A 16,806-nucleotide genomic window follows, 5' to 3' on the forward strand; every position below is an offset into this window, starting at 1 on the left:
CGCCAGATGAGCATGACGTTCTGATTATTGTTGTTCTAGCGACGCATGCGTCTCTACAAGCCGTTACCCTTCGACGTTTCCAGGCCCCAGTTGCGGCCTTTTTCCACGGCGGGCACGCCGGTGCTGAGCCACACGGGGGCGGGCTGGCCTTTGAGGTAATGGTCGAAAAACTGCAGCTCGCGGATGGAGATGTCCTTGCGGTTTTCGCGCTTCACCAGGTTGTGGGCCTCGCCGTTGTATTGCAGCAGCCACACGGGCTTGCCCAACCGGCGCAGGTCGGTGAACATCTCGATGCCCTGGTACCACGGCACGGCCCCGTCGGCATCGTTCGACATGATGACCACCGGCGTCTGCACCTTGGGCAGCGAGAACAGCGGCGAGTTGCGGATGTAGAGGTCAGGCTTTTCCCAAAGGGTGCCGCCAATGCGGCTCTGGGTGCGCTCGTACTGGAACTGCCGGCTCATGCCCGATTCCCAGCGGATGCCGCCGTAGGCCGAGGTCATGTTCACGACGGGCGCCCCCGCCCAGGCGGCGGCGTACATGTTGGTTTGGGTGATGAGGTAGGCCACCTGGTAGCCGCCCCAGCTTTGGCCCTGAATGCCCAGGTGGGCGGCATCAACCCAACTATTCTTCTTTAGCGCTTCCACGCCGGAGTTGATGTATTCCACCGCCGAGGGGCCGGGCTCGCCCACGGTGTAGCTGATGTCGGGCGTGAAAACGAGGTAGCCGTTGCTGGCAAACATCGCAATGTCGAGCTTCGACGGCGACGGAGCGGGGGCCTGGTAGCGATAGATGCCGTCCGACAGCTTCTCGTAGAAGTACGAAATCATCGGGTATTTCTTGGCCGGGTCAAAACCCTCGGGCTTGTAGAGCACGCCGGTGGCGGCGTGGCCCTGCGGGGTAGTCCAGTGCACCAGTTCGGCCGTGAACCAGTTGTAATCCTTCTGCTGGGCATTAATGGCGCTGAGCTTGGTTTCCTTTTGCAGGTCGGCGCTCACGTACACGTCGGCCGGCTGGCTCACGCTCGATTTGGTGTAGACGTAGCGGCGGGCATTTTTGGCCTGCTCCACGTTCGAGTAGGCCATTGGGGCCATGGCCAGGCGCTCGGGCGCTTTGGGGCTGCCAATGGGCTTGCGGTAGTAGCCCCATTCCTTGGTTACGTCGTTCTGCGTCAGCAGCATCAGCTCATCCTTGGGCTCGATAAACTTCTGCTTCTCCACCGGCAGGCGGTAGCGGAAGCGCAGCTTCTGCTGGCGGCCCAGGCCGGCGGTGAAGTTGCTGGCCAGGCCGGTTTTGGGATTGATTTTCCAGATGTCGTAGCGGTCGTAGAGCAGCACGGCTTCGTCGTTCTTGGTCCAGGCGGCCACGCCGTAAGGCTCGGGGTCGGTGGGCGAGTCGTTCTCCTCATCGGCGAAGCTCACGCCGGTTTTCTGAGTCAGGTTTACGGTCTGGCGGGTGGCCACCGAGTAGGCAAACCAGGCCTTGGCCGCGTCGTCGTACCACAGGGCGTAGTCGCCGTGGGGCGAAATCTGGAAGCGGCTCTTGGAGGCTTTCGGGTTGATGGCCACGCGCTGGCCGGTGCGCGTCGACACGAGGTAGGCCTGCTTGCGGGTGTTGCCTTCCCACTGTAGTGAGATGCGCTTGGCCGTGTCGGTAGTGGCCAGCACGTATTCGGCGTTGGTGTTGTCGGCTAGGTAGGAGTCGCGCAGGTACTCGTCTTCCAGCTGCACGAACTTATTGCCCTGCTTCGGGTAGATGACGGCCAGATAGTTGCGCTGCAAATCCTTCTTTAGGGTTTTCAGCTGCATAGGCTGTAGGTAGTCGTCCTTGTAGTTCCAGATGTCGAGCTTGGCGTGCTCAAAGTCCACCAGCGTGGTGTCCTGCGGCAGCGGGTCGGGCGCGGTGCCGAAAAATAGCTTCTCCCCGTTTTCGCTGAACATGATTTTGCCGAAGCCGCTCGGCGACCAGTTCGCCTTCAGCGCTTTGTCACCAGGCCGCATTACAATCGCCGCCGAGTCAGCCCCAAAATCCGAGTAATACAGGCTAAATGGCTTCACCAGCGCCTTTTCCGAGTGCTTCTCGGCCGCGAAAGCCAGCTGCCGGCCCGCGTCGTCAAACGCCAGGTTCTTGTAAGTGCCCTTGCCGCTGCTCAGCTTTTTGATGCTGCCACTTGCCACCTCGAACGCGAACAGGCCCGACTGCACGTCTTTGCTGCCTTTCGGGGCCAGCACGGCAAAGGCCACGCGGTTGCCCGGCTTGCTGATTTGGTAATCGGTGACGGACACGAACTCGCGGCTTTTGCCGTTCAGCAGACTTACCACGGTGAGGGGCGCACCGGCTTTGTTGGCATCGAGCAGGCCGTCGGTGAGTTTCTTGAGCGTATCGGCCGGGGCTTTGGACTTGGCATCTTTCAGCACCGGCTTATTACCTAGGAAAGCCAGCACCGGGGCTTTTTCGGCCAGCTGCCACGACTTCACATTAGGGTATTTGGTGAGCTTACCGGTTTCAAGCGCGAATACGCCCAGCGAATCCTTGGGCATGTCGTCGGGCTTTTTCTTCTTGATTTTGGCCTGCCGCACCAGCGCGTACGGCGGCTTGATGGGGAAGACCACGAACTTCGAATCGGCCGAAAACGCCGCCGAGTCGCCCCGGCTAATGCTGGCCAGGGGGCGGTTGTCGTAGGTTTTGAGGTAGAGCGTGCCGTCGCCCTGCTGGGGCTTTACCTGGTAGAGTACGTACCGACCGTTAGGGCTGATTTTGGCGTTGGCCACGCTCTCCCACTTGTCATAAACAGAATGGTCGAGCGGCTTTTTGGGGGCCTGTTGGGCCAGCGCGGGCAGCTGGCTAAAAAGGCTGACAAATAGGAGTAGGTGCTTGTGCATGTGCAAATGGATTATGACCAAATATACTCCGGCTCTTCGCAAGGCTTTGAGCCCGATGGGGTCGGTTGCGGAAGATTAGGCAGTTTCGTTGCCCCATGCCGTACTAACTTTCCTATCACCAAGGAGGAGTCCGGATAGGCCGTCAGGCTGAGCGAAGTCGAAGCATCTCTACCGCTTCGTTGCAGCGTCATTATTTACTTGCGCGGTAGAGATGCTCCGACTTCGCTCAGCCTGACCGTATTCTTATTTCCTATGCGAATAGGCGCAAAAAATATTGCGTCCCTGCCTCGTTCTTATAAACCGTTTCTACTTCCCGGCCGCCACCTGCTGCAATCGCTGCTTCAGCAGCTGCAAATCTTGCTGCGAGAGGTATTGCCCATCGGCCAGCACGCCCGCGATGCGCTGGGTGTTGGCAATATCGGCCAGCGGGTTGGCGCTGAGCAGCACGAGGTCGGCCAGCCGGCCGGCCTGCACGGAACCGAAATCGACCTGCCGCTTGAAAAACTTCGCGGGGTTGAGCGTGGCGGTTTGCAGGGCTTCTAGGGGCGTGAAGCCGGCTGCCACGAAGCGCTGCAGCTCCAGATGCAGGCTTGCCCCCGGAATCAGGTCGACGCCCGCCGGGGTGTCGGTGCCAGCCAGAAAGCCCACGTGGGCCGCGTGCAGCTTCCGCACTAGGTCGAGCTCGTGGGTCACGAAGCGGGCGCGCACCGGCAGCGGCTCGGTGTCCATGGTGCGGACGATGCTGGCCTGGGCTTTGGGCCAGCGCTGCGCCACCCAGTTGTGGCCGGCGTAGGCCAGGTCGGGGTCCTGCTTCCAATCAATCGAATCGACCAGCCACTGGCCCCGTTCCCAGTACAGGGTGGGACATTGCCACACTTGTGGGTGGGCTGCCAATTGCCGAATAATGGCGGCCTCGCGCGGAGCATCATAGGTAGCCAGCAGCCGGCCGGGCGACTTTTCCTGGCCCGTTACGTAGGCATCTTCGGCCGTCGAGCTGGCTTCAAAAATGCCAATCAAATGCTCGAAGGAGCGTTGGCCCGCCGTTAGGGCCTCGGTGGCGCGCACGGCGTCGGGCACGTGACCGTCCAGGGCCATACCCACTTTCTTCGCTTCGGCCGCGATGGCGAAATAAGCCTCGCGCGGCACCAGCGACTGCACCTTGATGAAGTCGACGCCCCGCGCTTTGAGGCGGTCCACCGCCTGGCGGCCGTCTTCGGGCGTCGCAATGGCGATGGAGGCTTTGTAGGGCGATTTTGGCCCGTCCAGCATGGGGCCGCTTATTATCATGCGCGGCCCCGGCCGCCGGTGCGCGGCGATATCGGCTCGGGCTTTCAATATTGAGTCAAGCTCGCTGCCCATGTCGCGGATGCCGGTGATGCCGTTGGCCAGAAATAAGGGCAGAATCAGGTCGGTGCCAGCAGCGGCCGTCCCGTCGAAATAAACGTGGGTGTGCATGTCCCAGAGCCCCGGGATGAGGTACTGGCCGGTGGCGTCGACCACCTTTCCAACCTTCGGGTTGACGCGAGCCGAAGGGCTCACCCGGACAATGCGTTTGCCGGCAATGACCACCGTCATGTCGGGCCGAATGTTGCCCGTGGCCACGTCCACCACGTTGGCGTGCACGATGGTCAGTTGCTGCGCCCGTGCCGCGCCGGACGTGAGGAGCAGCGCAATGCAAAGCCGTTGGGAGAATCGGATGAAGGCAGGCATAAGAAAAACGGATAAGTGCGGAAGCAAGCCCACTGGCTGGCTCGAAGGTAGGACGCACAACGGCCAGTAGCCCGCTCAGCCCTTGCCGGCGTCGCGGCCGTCGCTCACCCTGCCGTTTTACCCCTCTGCCCGCAGCACCTCCAGCGGCGAGCGCCGCAATACGTCGCGGCTGTTGAACAAGCCGATGCCCGCCGTGAGCGCCGTGACCAGCGCTGCCAGGCCCAGCAGCGGCAACACGGCCGGCCCGAAGCTGGCCTCGAACACGAACACCGCCAGCGCCCAGGCTGCCAGTACCGCCAGCCCGATGCCGGCCAGCGCCGCCAGCAGGCCCAGCAGGCCGTATTCGACCAGCGTGATGCGTAGTATCTGGGCCCGGCTGGCCCCCAGCGTGCGCAGCAGCACGCTCTCGCGCACCCGCTGGTAGCGGCTGATAACCACCGAGCTGCTGAGCACCAGCAGGCCCGTGAGGATGCTGAAGCCCGCCATGAAGCGAATCACGAAGGATATTTTATCCACGATGTCGTTCAGGGTGGTCAGAATCAGGCCCAGGTCGATGGCCGACACGTTGGGAAATTGCTGCACGAGCTTTTGCTCCACGGCCGCCAGCGCGGCGGTGTTGGGCGTGTGGGTGAGGACTACCTGAAACTGCGGGGCCCCTTCGAGCGCGCCGGCCGGAAAGATGACCAGGAAGCTGGGTTGCACCCGGCTGCGGTCAATTTCGCGGGTGCCGCCGATGATGGTGCGCTGCGGCAGGCCCTGCACGTTGAAATCGAGCGTATCGCCCAGCTTGAGCTTGACGCGCTCCAAGTAGCCGCTCTCCACCGAGATGCGTGGAATTTTATCGGGACCAATGAGGGGCCGGGTGCCGGCGGTGAGCTTTTCGGAAGAGTTCAGCGAATCGCGGTAGGTCACGCGGTATTCGCGGGTGAGGGCCCAGGCGGGGATGCCCCGCGCCGTATCCTTTTTGATGATGGAAACCGACGTGCCGTTGATGGCCGTCAGGCGCATGGTCACGATGGGCACGCGCTGGAGCACCGGCAGCTTTTGGGCCGTCAGCAGGGCTTCGACGCCGGCGCGCTGCTCGGGCTGAATGTCGAACAGGACTAAGTTGGCGGCTGATTTCTGGCCGGCAATCTGCACCCGGCCCAGTAGCATGGCCTGGGTGAGGAAAAGCGTGGCCAGCAAAAACGTGCCCAGCCCGATGGACGTGACCAGCGTGAGCGTCTGGTTCTGGGGGCGGTAGAGGTTGGCCAGGCCCTGCCGCCATACGTAGCCCCAGCCGGCGGGGAAGAAGCGGCGCACGGCCGCCATCAGCAAACGGCCCAAGCCGGCCAGCGCCCCAAACGCCACCAGCAGCCCCGCCCCGAAGCCCAGCGTAAGCTTCCAGTCGCGCGTTTGGCCGTATGCGAAGGCCAGAATGAACAGGTCAATGATGGCAATAACGACGCCCCGCACTGGGTCGGGGGCGGCCGTGTCGTCCTCAAACGCCGTGCGCAGCACCCGCAACGGCGATACGCGCCGAATGCTCAGCAGCGGCAGCAGCGCGAAGAGGACGGCCATCAACAGGCCCGTGAGTAGGCCCGTGCCAATGGCGGGCCACGAGATGCTCACCGTAATATCTACCGGCAGGAAATCGCCCAGCACCCGCGGCAGCAGCCCCTGCACAGCCGCGCCCAGACCCGCCCCCAGCACCGCGCCAATGAAGCCGAGCCCGGCCGTTTGAATCAGGTAAATCAACAAAGCTTGTTTCCCGCTGGCCCCCAGGCAGCGTAGCACGGCCACGGCGGCCAGCTTTTCACGCACGTAGAGGTTCACGGCGCTGGCCACGCCCACGCAGCCCAGCAGCAGCGCCACGAAAGCCACCAGGCTCAGGTAGCGGGTGAGGTCGGCGAAGGCGCGGCCGGTGCTTTGCTGGCGGCTGGCCACGGTATCGGTGTCAATGTCGGCCGCGTCGAGGCGGGCTTGCAGGGGCTTGACGATGGCCGCTACGTCGGTACCCGGCGCAAACTGGTAGCTGCGGGTGTAGCGTACGCGGCTGCCGCGCTGCACCAGGCCGGTGGCCGTGACCTGGCCCAGCGGCAGAAACACCGTGGGAGCCACCGCCGTGGTAATGCCCGACTGCCCCGGCGTCTTCAGCACCCGTCCGATGATGGGCAGCACGATGTTGCCCACCTGCACCGAATCCCCGATTTCAGCGCCGAACTGCACCAATAGCGCATCGTCTACCAGGGCTCCTGGCGCGGCCGTGGTATCGGCGAAGCGCTGGGCGGCAGCCTTCGGTTCCGTGTCCCAGGCACCGTAGAAAAAACCGCCATCCCGCGCCCGCACCTGGGCCAGCCGCGTGCCCCGGCCCGGCCGGAACTGCACCAGCGACGCAAACGACACTTCCCGCGTGCGGGCCGTGCCGAGCCTGGCCAGGGCCGGTTCCACCTTGGTGTCGAAAGGCTGGTTGGCGCTCAGCACCAAGTCGGCCCCGAGCAGTTCCCGCGCCTGCCCGGCAATGCTGCGGGCCAGGTTGTCGCCGAAGGAATTGATGCCCACCAGCGCCGCGATGCCCAGGATAATGCTGGCCATGAAGAGCAGCAGCCGCGCCCGGCTGCGGCGGCTGTCGCGCCACGCCATGCGGAAAAGCCAGGAGGTATTATTCATTTTTAGCAATAGGTCGGTAGATGATGAAAGACCGTCATGCTGAGCTTGCCGAAGCATCTCTACCGTGCAAGTAATTCATTTACTGCTGCGGTAGAGATGCTTCGGCAAGCTCAGCATGACTGTTCAGGCGTTGGTGGCATTGCTCAGTACTTCCTCCACCACCTTGCCGCCCCGCAGCCGGAGCGTGCGCTGCGTTTTGGCGGCCAGCTCCAAATCGTGGGTTACCAGCACCAGGGTAGTGCCGGCCTCCCGGTTCAATTCAAATAGTAAATTCACCACGCGCTCGGCGGTGTCGGGGTCGAGGTTGCCGGTGGGCTCGTCGGCAAAGAGCACGGCGGGGCGGTTGGCAAAGGCCCGGGCCAGGCTCACGCGCTGCTGCTCGCCGCCCGAGAGCTGGGCCGGGTAGTGCCCGGCGCGGGCGGCCAGGCCCACGCGGTCGAGCAGGTCGAGGGCGGTTTTTGTGGCTCCGCGCTGGCCGCGCAGCTCCAACGGCACCAGCACGTTTTCGAGGGCCGTGAGGGTGGGCAGGAGCTGGAAGTTCTGGAAAATGAAGCCGACGTGCTGATTGCGCACGGCGGCGCGCTCATCCTCACTTAGGCTGTCGAGCCGGATGTCTTTCACCCACACGCTGCCCGAGGTGGCGCGGTCGAGGCCGGCGCAGAGGCCCAGCAGCGTGGTTTTGCCCGAGCCCGAAGGCCCGACGATGGCGAAAGTGTCGCCGGCCGCCAGTTCAAAGCTGACGGCGTGCAGCACCGTGAGGGGCTGGCCGGCGCTGGGGTAGGTTTTGGTGAGGTTATCGACGCGGAGGATGGACATTCGGTTAGGGTAGGAAGGAATGGGGGTAGGCGGGGAGGAGTGAAAAAAAGAACGTCATGCTCATCTGGCGTCCGCGCAGCCGAAGCATCTCTACCGCTTCGTTTTCATGCCTTGATTACTACTGCGGTAGAGATGCTTCGGCTACGCTCAGCATGACGTTCTTGTGATGCGACCGTTCTTGTTGCTCAAAGCTCACTACACAACCGCGCCGCCGCCCGTTCGTTACCTAAGACGTTGAAACTGTCGGCATGTTTTCCGGCTTTACGGTTTCGTGCCTCAAACGCTGCTTATGAAATTCCTGCATTTACCCTTCGCCGCCCTGCTGGGGGTGGCCCTCACCGCTTGCAATTCTGGCCCCACGGCCGAGCAGCCGGCTGCTTCGGCTACGCCGGTGGCCACTGCCCCGGCCGCAGCCAAAACGGCCACCAAGCGCCTGCTGTTCTTCGGCAACAGCCTCACCGCCGGCTACGGCGTGGAGCCCGAAGAAGCCTTTGCGGGCTTGATTGGGCATAAAATCGACTCCCTGAAGCTGCCCTACGAAGTCATCAATGCTGGCCTGAGCGGCGAAACCACCGCTGGCGGCCGCAGCCGCGTGGGCTGGATTCTGAAGCAGCCCGTCGACGTATTCGTGCTGGAGTTGGGGGCCAACGACGGCCTGCGCGGCTTGCCGCTCTCGGCCACCCGCGAAAACCTGCAGGGCATCGTCGATACGGTGCGCCGCCGCAGTCCCGGCGCGCAAATCGTGCTGGCCGGCATGCAGATTCCGCCCAACATGGGCCAGACCTACTCGGCCGATTTCAAGGCCGTATTCCAGGAAGTTGCCGCTAAAAACCACCTTGTCCTCATTCCCTTCCTGCTCGAAGGCGTGGGCGGCCACCCCGACCTGAACCAGGCCGACGGCATCCATCCCACGCCGGCCGGGCACCGCATCGTGGCCCGCACGGTGTGGGCCACGCTCGGGCCACTGCTGAAGTAGCGCAGCTGACTGGCCGCGCAGGCCGGACGCGGGAATGGCTCTGCCCAAAGCCGGTGGGACAAATCTATTTAAATATTGGCTGCAGGGTTGAAATATATTTCTAATCAGTGAAAAGGCTGTGGGTATGCGCTTTGCGCTCTAAATTGAGACTACTATTGGTTGGTTAACCTGACTTTTAGTGGTTTATTTTTCACCTCATCCTTTCCATTTTATGAAACAACTTTCTGCTTTTTTCGACCGAAAGTGGCTGCTTTCCCTGTCGGGAGCCGCCCTGTTTGGGCTGCTGATGCTGGGCACCGCGCCGGCCCGGGCCCAGACTCCGGTGGCGCGGTTTGGCGCGCTGCGGGTGCAGGGCAACCGCATTCTCGACCGCAACGGGTTGCCGGTGCGGCTGGCCGGCAACAGCCTGTTCTGGAGCAACAACGGCTGGGGCGGCGAGAAATATTACAACGCCAACGTGGTGGGCTGGCTAAAAAACAACTGGAACGCCAGCTTGGTGCGGGTGGCGATGGGAGTGGATGAAGCCGGCGGCTACCTCGAAAACCCGGCCCGCGAAAAGGCCAAAGTAAAAACCGTGGTTGATGCCTGCATCGCGGCCGGGCTCTACGTCATCATCGACTGGCACAGCCACCACGCCGAGCAGTACCAGGCCCAGTCCATCGCCTTTTTTCAGGACATGGCCCGCACCTACGGCAACTCACCGAATGTGATTTACGAGGTGTACAACGAGCCCCTGCAAGTGTCGTGGACCGGCGTGGTACGGCCCTACGCCCAGGCCGTGGCCAACGCCATCCGGACCATCGACCCCGATAACCTCATCATTGTGGGCACGCCCACCTGGTCGCAGGATGTGGACGTGGCCGCCAGCAGCCCGCTCACGGGCACCAACATTGCCTATACGCTTCATTTTTATGCCGCCACGCACAAAGCCGACCTGCGCGCCAAAGCCCAGACGGCCCTCAGCCGCGGCGTAGCCCTGTTCGTGACCGAGTACGGCACCTGCGAAGCCAGCGGGGCCGGGGCCATCGACGCCACCTCGACCCAGGAATGGATGAATTTTCTGCGGACTAACAACATCAGCCACTGCAACTGGGCCCTGAACGACAAGGCCGAGGCGGCTTCGGCCCTGGTGCCCGGCACCAACCCCGCCGCGGCCTGGTCCGACAACTACCTGACCACCTCGGGCCGCCTGGCCAAAAGCTACATTCAGACCTGGACGCCGGCCTCAACTACGCCGCCGCCACCGCCGCCCACCGGCGGCGCGGCCACCAAAGTAGAGGCCGAGAGCTACCACGCGATGTCCGGAGTGCAAACCCAACCCACCACCGACGCGGGTGGCGGCCTGAACGTCGGTTGGCTCGACCCCGGCGACTGGATGGCCTACACCATTACGGCCCCTGCGGCCGGTACCTACACGCTGCAATTCCGGGTAGCCAGCCTCAACGGCGGCGGCCAGATTCGGCTGGAGCAGAACGCCGGTACCAAAATCATCGGCTCGGTGGCGGTGCCCAACACCGGCGGCTGGCAAAGCTGGACCACTATCAGCACCACGGTGTACCTGGCGGCCGGCCAGCAGGACGTGGCTATTGCCGTCCCGGCCGGGGGCTACAACATCAACTGGTGGACATTTGCCCCAGCTACGGTTACGGCTGCCCGCCTGGCCCCGGCCGGGGCCGCGCTCTACCCCAACCCGGCCCGCCAGCAGCTACAGGTGTACCTGCCCGACGCGGAAGCGCCGGCTAAGGTAGCCGTGTTCAACAGCCGGGGTGTGCAGGTGCTCAGCCGCCAGCTGCCGGCGGGCAGTTCCTCCGAAGCCGCCCTCTCGGTTGCCAACCTGGCCCCCGGCCTTTACACGCTGCGCGTGGTGCAGGCGGGCCGCACCACCAGCACCCGTTTCGAAAAAGAGTAGCAGCCCCTGCTGCCCGAACGCCAACCGGCCCCGTCAGCACTGCTGGCGGGGCCGGTTGTGGGTTGGGAGTCGAATAGCGGAGTGGCCCCTTGGCGTTGGCGGGCATCAGACAAGCATGACCGCCTTTTTTGCTACGGCAACTTTTGCCCGACTGCCTGAAGCCGCGCTTTCAGCCCAAACTGGTTTTATATAACCCGTACGGCGTCGAGGTTCACTTCGTCGCGCAGCAGCTCCAGGTTGCGGTAGGTGCGGGGGCGGCCGGCATCGGTGCTGAGCTCGGGCAGGGCGGCGCGGGCGGCATCGAGGGTGAGCTGGGTGAGCTTGCGCTCGCCGAGGTAGATGGCCACCGGCCGGCCCAGGCGGGCATCGTGGTGGGCCAGGGCCTGGTCGATTTCGGTAAGTATGGGGCTGCTCATCGCGGCAAATCGGTGGTGGGGCGGTAATATAGAGAGGTTTTAAGAAAACCTTGGAAGTTTAATGTTTGCTGCCGCGTCCCGGGCACTCGCAGCCCGGGCGGGCGGCTACCTTTGCCGCATGACAACTCCCGCCGCCCCTGCCCCTGCCGAAACGGCCGCCGCGCGCGCCGCCCGCCCCATCGGCATGTTCGATTCGGGCATTGGGGGCCTCACGGTGGCGCGGGCCGTAGCCCGCCGCCTGCCCCACGAGCGCATCGTATACTTCGGCGACACGGCCCACCTGCCCTACGGCGACAAGAGCGCCGCCGCTATTCAGGCCTACTCCGTGAAGATTTGCGACCTGCTGCTGCGCCAGCGCTGCAAGCTGATTGTGATTGCCTGCAACTCGGCTTCGGCCGCCGCCTACGAGCTGGTGCGCGAGTACGTGGGCAGCAAGGCCCGGGTGCTGAGCGTGATTGACCCCATTGTGGCGCACCTGGGCCGGGCCTACGCCGGCCGCCGGGTGGGCCTCATCGGCACGAAGCAGACGGTGAACTCCAACGTCTACAAAAAGAAGGTCGATGACCTCGATGCCGGCGTGGACCTGCACTCGCTGGCCACCCCGCTGCTGGTGCCCATGATTGAGGAAGGCTTCTTTCTGAACTCGATTTCCGACGACATCATCGGCACTTATCTCAGCAACGCCGCCCTGGCCGATATCGACGCGCTGGTGCTGGCCTGCACCCACTACCCGCTCATCAAGGAGCAGATTGCGCGCTACTACGCCGGCCGCGTCGACGTGCTCGATGCCTCCGACGTGGTGGCGGCCGAAGCCGAAGCTTACCTGGCCGCGAACGGCCTGCTGGCCCCGGTGGCCGCCACCCCGCCGGCCCACCATTTCTACGTGTCCGACTTCACCCGCTCGTTCGAGGAAAGCACGCGCATCTTCTTCGAGCAGGAGGTGCATCTGGAGCACTACCCTTTGTGGGAATAGCCGGGCGTGATTTTTTGAAGGCAACCGACTAAACATTGGCCGGCGGCCCGGGTCTTGGTAATGGCGGGAGCCACCGGCAGTGGTCGAACCAAACCGGCCATTGGCCGGCGCTACTTTGGTGGTGGTCGGGCTGAAACCAGCTGGCCCTGTTTTTTTCGCGGGCTCAACGTTACCTGGGCAATCCTATCTATTTAACTTCTTCTGACCGTCTGACCATGGCAAATTCCTCCGAAATGAACCGCAAAGACTTTCTCCAGCTCTTTGGCTTCGGGGCCACGGCGCTGTTCGCTTCGGCCTGCCTGGGCGGCTGCGGCAGCAAAACCAGCGACCCCGTGGTGGGGGCCAGCAGCGTCGATTTTACCGTGGACCTGACGGCCAGCAGCAGCACCCCGCTCAACGATGCGGCCGTGGGCTATATCTATAACTCGACCCGCGATGTGATTGTGGCCAAAACTGCCGCCGGTGGGTACGTGGCTCTGCAGGCACCATGCCCCCACCAGGGCACCACCGTGTACTTCGACCAAGGCCAGAGCCGCTTCATCTGCCCCAACCACAATGCGATGTTCGACGTGGGTGGGGCCGTGCTCAGCGGGCCTGCGCCGCGCGGCCTCAAGCAGTACGCCGTGGCCCAGATGGGTGCCACGCTGCGCATTACCGGTTAGGCGGGGTTTGCGGGCTGGTTGTAACTTTCCCCCTTCCGGGCCGGAATAAATCCGGCCAATGGGTGGGCCATCTGCTGGCGCGCCGGGCGTAGTTATTGCAGCACAATCAACTTAACCATTTTACTATGAAGAACTTATTCTCGACGCGCTTGCTGGCGGGCCTGGCCTGGCTGGGCGCGGCGGTACCGGGCGTGGCGCAGGCCGCCCCCTTCACGCCCGGCAACCTGGTAGTGGTGCGCGTGGGCGATGGCACCACGGCCACGCCGGCGCTTTCGAGCACGGCCACCACCACCTACCTGCTCGAATATACCCCGGGCGGTACGCTGGTGCAAACCATCGCGCTGCCCACGGCCACCGTCGGCACCAACGCGGCGCTCACCAATACGGGCTCATCGAGCTCCGATGCCCTGCTTACCCGTTCGGCCGATGGCCGCTACCTCATCATCACGGGCTACGATGCCGCCCCGGGCACGGCCACTATCACCAATACGGCGGCAACGGCCAACAACCGCGTCATTGGCCGGGTAGCGGCCGATGGCACCGTCGATACGAGCACGCGCCTGGGCGATGCCTTTGGCGGTACTGCCTCCACGGCGGTTAACATCCGTTCGGCTGCCAGCCCCGATGGCAGCTATTTCTACGCCGTGGGTTCGAGCGGCGGGGTGCGCTACGTGCCGTTTGCCAACCCGGCGGCCACGGCTACGGTCTTGATTTCGGCTACGCCCGCGAACAACCGTGGGGCGGGCGTTTTCGGCGGAAACCTGTACGTATCGTCATCGACCAGCTCGGGCGGGTTCTACGGCCTCACCCAGATTGGTGCCGGCCTGCCCACTACGGCCGGCCAGACCGGCACGCTGCTGCCGGGCTTCCCTTCGGCAGCGCCCACCAGCGGCACTACCCCCAGTTCCTACGGCTTTTACTTCGCCGACCTGAGCGCCACCGTACCCGGCGTGGATGTAGCGTACGTGGCCGATGACCGCGCCGCGCCCGACGGCGGCCTCCAGAAGTGGAGCCTGGTGGGCGGCACCTGGAGGCTGAACGGCACCGTAACTGGTGTGGCCGCCCGCGGCGTGAACGGCAGCACCACGGGCACCACCGTGGCGCTGGCCGTGAGCGGTGCGGCCGGGTTGTACCTGCTCTCCGACAACGCCGGCTACAACGCCGCGCCCAGCAGCACGGTATTCCCGATGGCGCTGGCCACGCCGGGCACCAACTCATCGTTTCGCGGGGTTGCCTTTGCGCCGGTGGCGGCAGCGGTCGCCGCGCCCACCATCACCAGCTTCACGCCAACTACCGGTGGCCCCGGCACCACGGTAACCGTTACGGGAACCAACCTGACGGGCGCGACGGCGGTGCGCATCGGGTCTTTCGCGGTGCCAAATTTCACCGTGGTAAACGCCACCACGATTACGCTGGTAGTGCCCGGCGGCACGGGCAGTGTCAATGGCCTTGTCTCGGTGATGACGCCCGGCGGCACGGCTACCAGCGCGGTTCCTTTCAACTTAGTGTCGGCCACGCTGGCTGCCAATGGCCTGCCCGGCCTCACGGTATTCCCGAACCCGGCCACCGACCGCCTCACGCTGGAGCTGCCCAATCCGGCCCCGGCCACGGTGGCCTTGCGCGACTTGGCTGGCCGCCTGGTACTGGCCCCGGCCGTGCTCGGAGCCGACCATCAGGTGCAGCTGCCGGCCTCGCTGGCACGCGGTACTTACCTGCTCGAAATACGCCAGGGCAGCACGCTGGCCGTGCGCCGTATTGCCCGCAACTAATCAGGTTCGCACCAGTATTTGGGCTTGATGATGGCGTAGCACAAATTAAAAAGTCCCTGCCTGTGCGGGGACTTTTTTGTTGCAGCAGTTGGCGTTGTTGCGTAGCGCAGGCGCAATCAAGGACAAAGTAAACGAGCAAAAGAACGTGGTGCCAAGCGCCGCGAAGCACCTGGCATAGGGTAAAATCAATTGCCCAACGATGCGCTATGTCCAGTTATTTAAAGCTTTTCTTCCAGCCACAGGTACCCGGCGGCCAGCAGAAAAAGCCCAAAAAACCACCCCGCCGGCCACGGTTCCGCCACGGTTTCCGGAGCGGCTGCCGAAGCTGTTGCGCTTTGGCTTTCGAGATGCCGTTGCTCAGCGGCTTGCTGGCGCGCCTGCAGCTCCGGCCCCGGCCAGGCGGTGGCCGGGTAAACGTAGAAGCTGTGGCGGCTGCGGCCCGGGCCGCGCACCTGATGCCAGCCCGGCGCGCCCGGCCAGAACTGCGCCGTGCTCCACTCGGGTAGGCGGGTATCTTGGCGCAGGGCCAGGCGCACGGCGGGGCCACCGGCCAGCGCCGCCACGGTGGGCGAAGTGGTGGGAAACGCTCCGGCCGCCAGGTGCAGCGTGAGCGGCTGAGCCGGCCGGGGCCAGCGGCTGCCCGCGTGCCATACCGCCTCGGCCGGGGCGGGCGGCACGGCCGCCGTCAGCAGCCGGTTCCAGAAGGAAGCATACACGGCGGCGTGCCCTTGCAGCCCCCATCGAAAGGTTTCGGGCACCACCGATACCACCGCGAAACCCAGCCCCACGCGCCGGCTGGCGGCGGCCACTGCTTTTTGGGGACCGGTGATGAGGGGCCGCAGATTGGGTCGGGGCTGCAGCTGCGCGGGCAGCGGGGCGCGGGCTTCGCCGGGGGCAGCGGGCCAGGTTAGTGCGGGCAAGTTGGCGGGGGGGGCGGGGCGGGGCAGCACTGCAAAATCGGCTCGGGCGGGAGCATTGCGCGGCAGTGGCGCGGCCTCGGCCAGGGTGATAAGACCTAGGCGGCCATTGCGAATGGCGGCCTGCAGAGCCTGGGTTTCGGTGCCAGACAGCGCGGCCAGCGTGGCGGCATCGGCCACCACCACGGCGAAGCGGGCCAGCAGGGCGGGCGTGAGGCGGTCGAGGTTCAGGCGGGGCTGGTTCACAAAGTCGGTCTGCACTAGGCCCCGGCTCACGCTGGTGCGCAAGGCCACCGGGTAGTGAGCTTCGGCCAGGTAGTTCTTCAGAAACTTGAACTCGAACGACGGGGTAGCCGCCAGCAGCAGCAGCGCCGGCAGCGCGGGCGTGGTGATTTCGACGGGTACCGGCTCGGTGCGCGGCGGCTGACCCGGCCGGCGCAGCAGCAGCTCGTAAGTAGCCAGCCCCGCTGTTTTGGGCTGGTAGCGTAGGCGGAAGGAGCTGTCGCCACCCGCCAGTAGCCGCACGGAGTCGCGCCCGCCACCTGCCGCGCGCAGGACAACCCATGCCGGGCCCGGGCCTTTGAGCGGGTCCAGCGCACCTTCGATTTGCAGTACCTCGCCCAGGGAAAGCTGCGCGGGCCAGTAGGCGGTTTTAAAACCCGTTACCGGTGTGCCAGGGTGCTCGCTCACCATCATTTGGCTCAGAATGGGCAGGTCGGCGGTGGGCAGGCCGTGCCCCAGCACGTGCAGGCGGCGCAGGGCCGGCCGCTGCTCGGCCAGCGTGAGCAGGCTGGCGAGCGAACGCGCTTTGGCGGCTGGTGCTGCATCGCCAAATGCCCAAACTGGTGTGCCTGCCCCCAGCTGGCGCAGCAGCTGTCGGAGCGTATCGGGGGCGTAGCCTTCGGTGAGCAGAATGGCCTCGGCGCGGGCGGCGGGCAGCTGGCGCAGGGGCGGAAACGCCGTAAGCCACAGCGCCCCGGCCGCCACTGCGCCGGCGAGCATCCGCCCGGCGCGCTGCCGCTGGCGCGGCCGTCGCCAGGCCAGAGCCAGCAGCCCGAGGCCGAGCAGCAGGCAGCCGGCCAGCAGGCCATAGTATAGGGCAGGAGCAGGGGATAAAACGGGCAACT

At 64.6% G+C, this 16,806-nt stretch carries 11 protein-coding genes; 5 read left to right on the forward strand and 6 right to left on the reverse strand.

Translation table 11 applies throughout. The features are described 5' to 3' along the window. Window positions 1-53 precede the first annotated feature (53 nt). The 4 genes from ABIB44_RS14205 to ABIB44_RS14220 all read right to left on the reverse strand — a co-directional run bounded on the left by ABIB44_RS14205 (window position 54) and on the right by ABIB44_RS14220 (window position 8,057). Complete coding sequence (locus tag ABIB44_RS14205; RefSeq protein ID WP_354585309.1) at window positions 54-2,882, reverse strand: alpha/beta hydrolase family protein; 2,829 nt, start codon at window positions 2,880-2,882, stop codon at window positions 54-56. Window positions 2,883-3,188: 306 nt separating this feature from the next. After that, window positions 3,189-4,592: an amidohydrolase family protein gene (locus tag ABIB44_RS14210; RefSeq protein WP_354585310.1), complete on the reverse strand. Its 1,404-nt coding sequence runs from the start codon at window positions 4,590-4,592 to the stop codon at window positions 3,189-3,191. Window positions 4,593-4,709: 117 nt separating this feature from the next. Continuing rightward, window positions 4,710-7,241 (reverse strand): ABC transporter permease, encoded by a 2,532-nt coding sequence (locus tag ABIB44_RS14215; RefSeq protein WP_354585311.1) that lies wholly within the window; start codon window positions 7,239-7,241, stop codon window positions 4,710-4,712. A 123-nt stretch (window positions 7,242-7,364) separates the two neighbouring features. After that, entirely contained in the window at window positions 7,365-8,057 is a 693-nt protein-coding gene (locus tag ABIB44_RS14220) for an ABC transporter ATP-binding protein (RefSeq protein WP_354585312.1), read from the reverse strand. Window positions 8,058-8,346: 289 nt separating this feature from the next. Here ABIB44_RS14220 and ABIB44_RS14225 point away from each other — a divergent pair, with 289 nt between their 5' ends. Together ABIB44_RS14225 and ABIB44_RS14230 are read left to right on the forward strand one after the other, a co-directional pair. Then, window positions 8,347-9,033 (forward strand): arylesterase, encoded by a 687-nt coding sequence (locus ABIB44_RS14225; protein WP_354585313.1) that lies wholly within the window; start codon window positions 8,347-8,349, stop codon window positions 9,031-9,033. 211 nt (window positions 9,034-9,244) lie between these two features. After that, on the forward strand, window positions 9,245-10,942 hold the full coding sequence (locus ABIB44_RS14230; protein ID WP_354585314.1) for a cellulase family glycosylhydrolase: 1,698 nt from the start codon (window positions 9,245-9,247) through the stop codon (window positions 10,940-10,942). A gap of 185 nt (window positions 10,943-11,127) precedes the next feature. Here the strand turns inward: ABIB44_RS14230 and ABIB44_RS14235 are convergent, their stop codons facing one another. Further along, window positions 11,128-11,358, reverse strand: a complete 231-nt coding sequence (locus tag ABIB44_RS14235; protein ID WP_354585315.1) for a hypothetical protein — start codon at window positions 11,356-11,358, stop codon at window positions 11,128-11,130. A gap of 118 nt (window positions 11,359-11,476) precedes the next feature. On the opposite strand from ABIB44_RS14235, the gene murI reads away from it, so the two are divergent. The 3 genes from murI to ABIB44_RS14250 all read left to right on the forward strand — a co-directional run bounded on the left by murI (window position 11,477) and on the right by ABIB44_RS14250 (window position 14,762). After that, the gene (gene murI, locus ABIB44_RS14240) at window positions 11,477-12,331 is read left to right on the forward strand and encodes a glutamate racemase (RefSeq protein WP_354585316.1); all 855 of its coding nucleotides are present in this window, start codon (window positions 11,477-11,479) and stop codon (window positions 12,329-12,331) included. A gap of 215 nt (window positions 12,332-12,546) precedes the next feature. Then, entirely contained in the window at window positions 12,547-12,993 is a 447-nt protein-coding gene (locus ABIB44_RS14245) for a Rieske (2Fe-2S) protein (protein ID WP_354585317.1), read from the forward strand. Between the two features lie 125 nt (window positions 12,994-13,118). Further along, window positions 13,119-14,762 (forward strand): T9SS type A sorting domain-containing protein, encoded by a 1,644-nt coding sequence (locus ABIB44_RS14250; RefSeq protein ID WP_354585318.1) that lies wholly within the window; start codon window positions 13,119-13,121, stop codon window positions 14,760-14,762. 218 nt (window positions 14,763-14,980) lie between these two features. Here the strand turns inward: ABIB44_RS14250 and ABIB44_RS14255 are convergent, their stop codons facing one another. After that, complete coding sequence (locus ABIB44_RS14255; RefSeq protein ID WP_354585319.1) at window positions 14,981-16,804, reverse strand: hypothetical protein; 1,824 nt, start codon at window positions 16,802-16,804, stop codon at window positions 14,981-14,983. Between the last annotated feature and the right edge of the window lie 2 nt (window positions 16,805-16,806).

This window comes from Hymenobacter sp. UYCo722, from assembly GCF_040547115.1.
GTDB lineage: Bacteria > Bacteroidota > Bacteroidia > Cytophagales > Hymenobacteraceae > Hymenobacter.

Excerpts from the sequence above, each read along its gene's own strand:
- ABIB44_RS14205 (WP_354585309.1), bottom strand. The coding sequence starts at position 2,882 with ATGCACAAGCACCTACTCCTATTTGTCAGCCTTTTTAGCCAGCTGCCC.
- ABIB44_RS14210 (WP_354585310.1), bottom strand. The coding sequence starts at position 4,592 with ATGCCTGCCTTCATCCGATTCTCCCAACGGCTTTGCATTGCGCTGCTC.
- ABIB44_RS14215 (WP_354585311.1), bottom strand. The coding sequence starts at position 7,241 with ATGAATAATACCTCCTGGCTTTTCCGCATGGCGTGGCGCGACAGCCGC.
- ABIB44_RS14220 (WP_354585312.1), bottom strand. The coding sequence starts at position 8,057 with ATGTCCATCCTCCGCGTCGATAACCTCACCAAAACCTACCCCAGCGCC.
- ABIB44_RS14225 (WP_354585313.1), top strand. The coding sequence starts at position 8,347 with ATGAAATTCCTGCATTTACCCTTCGCCGCCCTGCTGGGGGTGGCCCTC.
- ABIB44_RS14230 (WP_354585314.1), top strand. The coding sequence starts at position 9,245 with ATGAAACAACTTTCTGCTTTTTTCGACCGAAAGTGGCTGCTTTCCCTG.
- ABIB44_RS14235 (WP_354585315.1), bottom strand. The coding sequence starts at position 11,358 with ATGAGCAGCCCCATACTTACCGAAATCGACCAGGCCCTGGCCCACCAC.
- murI (WP_354585316.1), top strand. The coding sequence starts at position 11,477 with ATGACAACTCCCGCCGCCCCTGCCCCTGCCGAAACGGCCGCCGCGCGC.
- ABIB44_RS14245 (WP_354585317.1), top strand. The coding sequence starts at position 12,547 with ATGGCAAATTCCTCCGAAATGAACCGCAAAGACTTTCTCCAGCTCTTT.
- ABIB44_RS14250 (WP_354585318.1), top strand. The coding sequence starts at position 13,119 with ATGAAGAACTTATTCTCGACGCGCTTGCTGGCGGGCCTGGCCTGGCTG.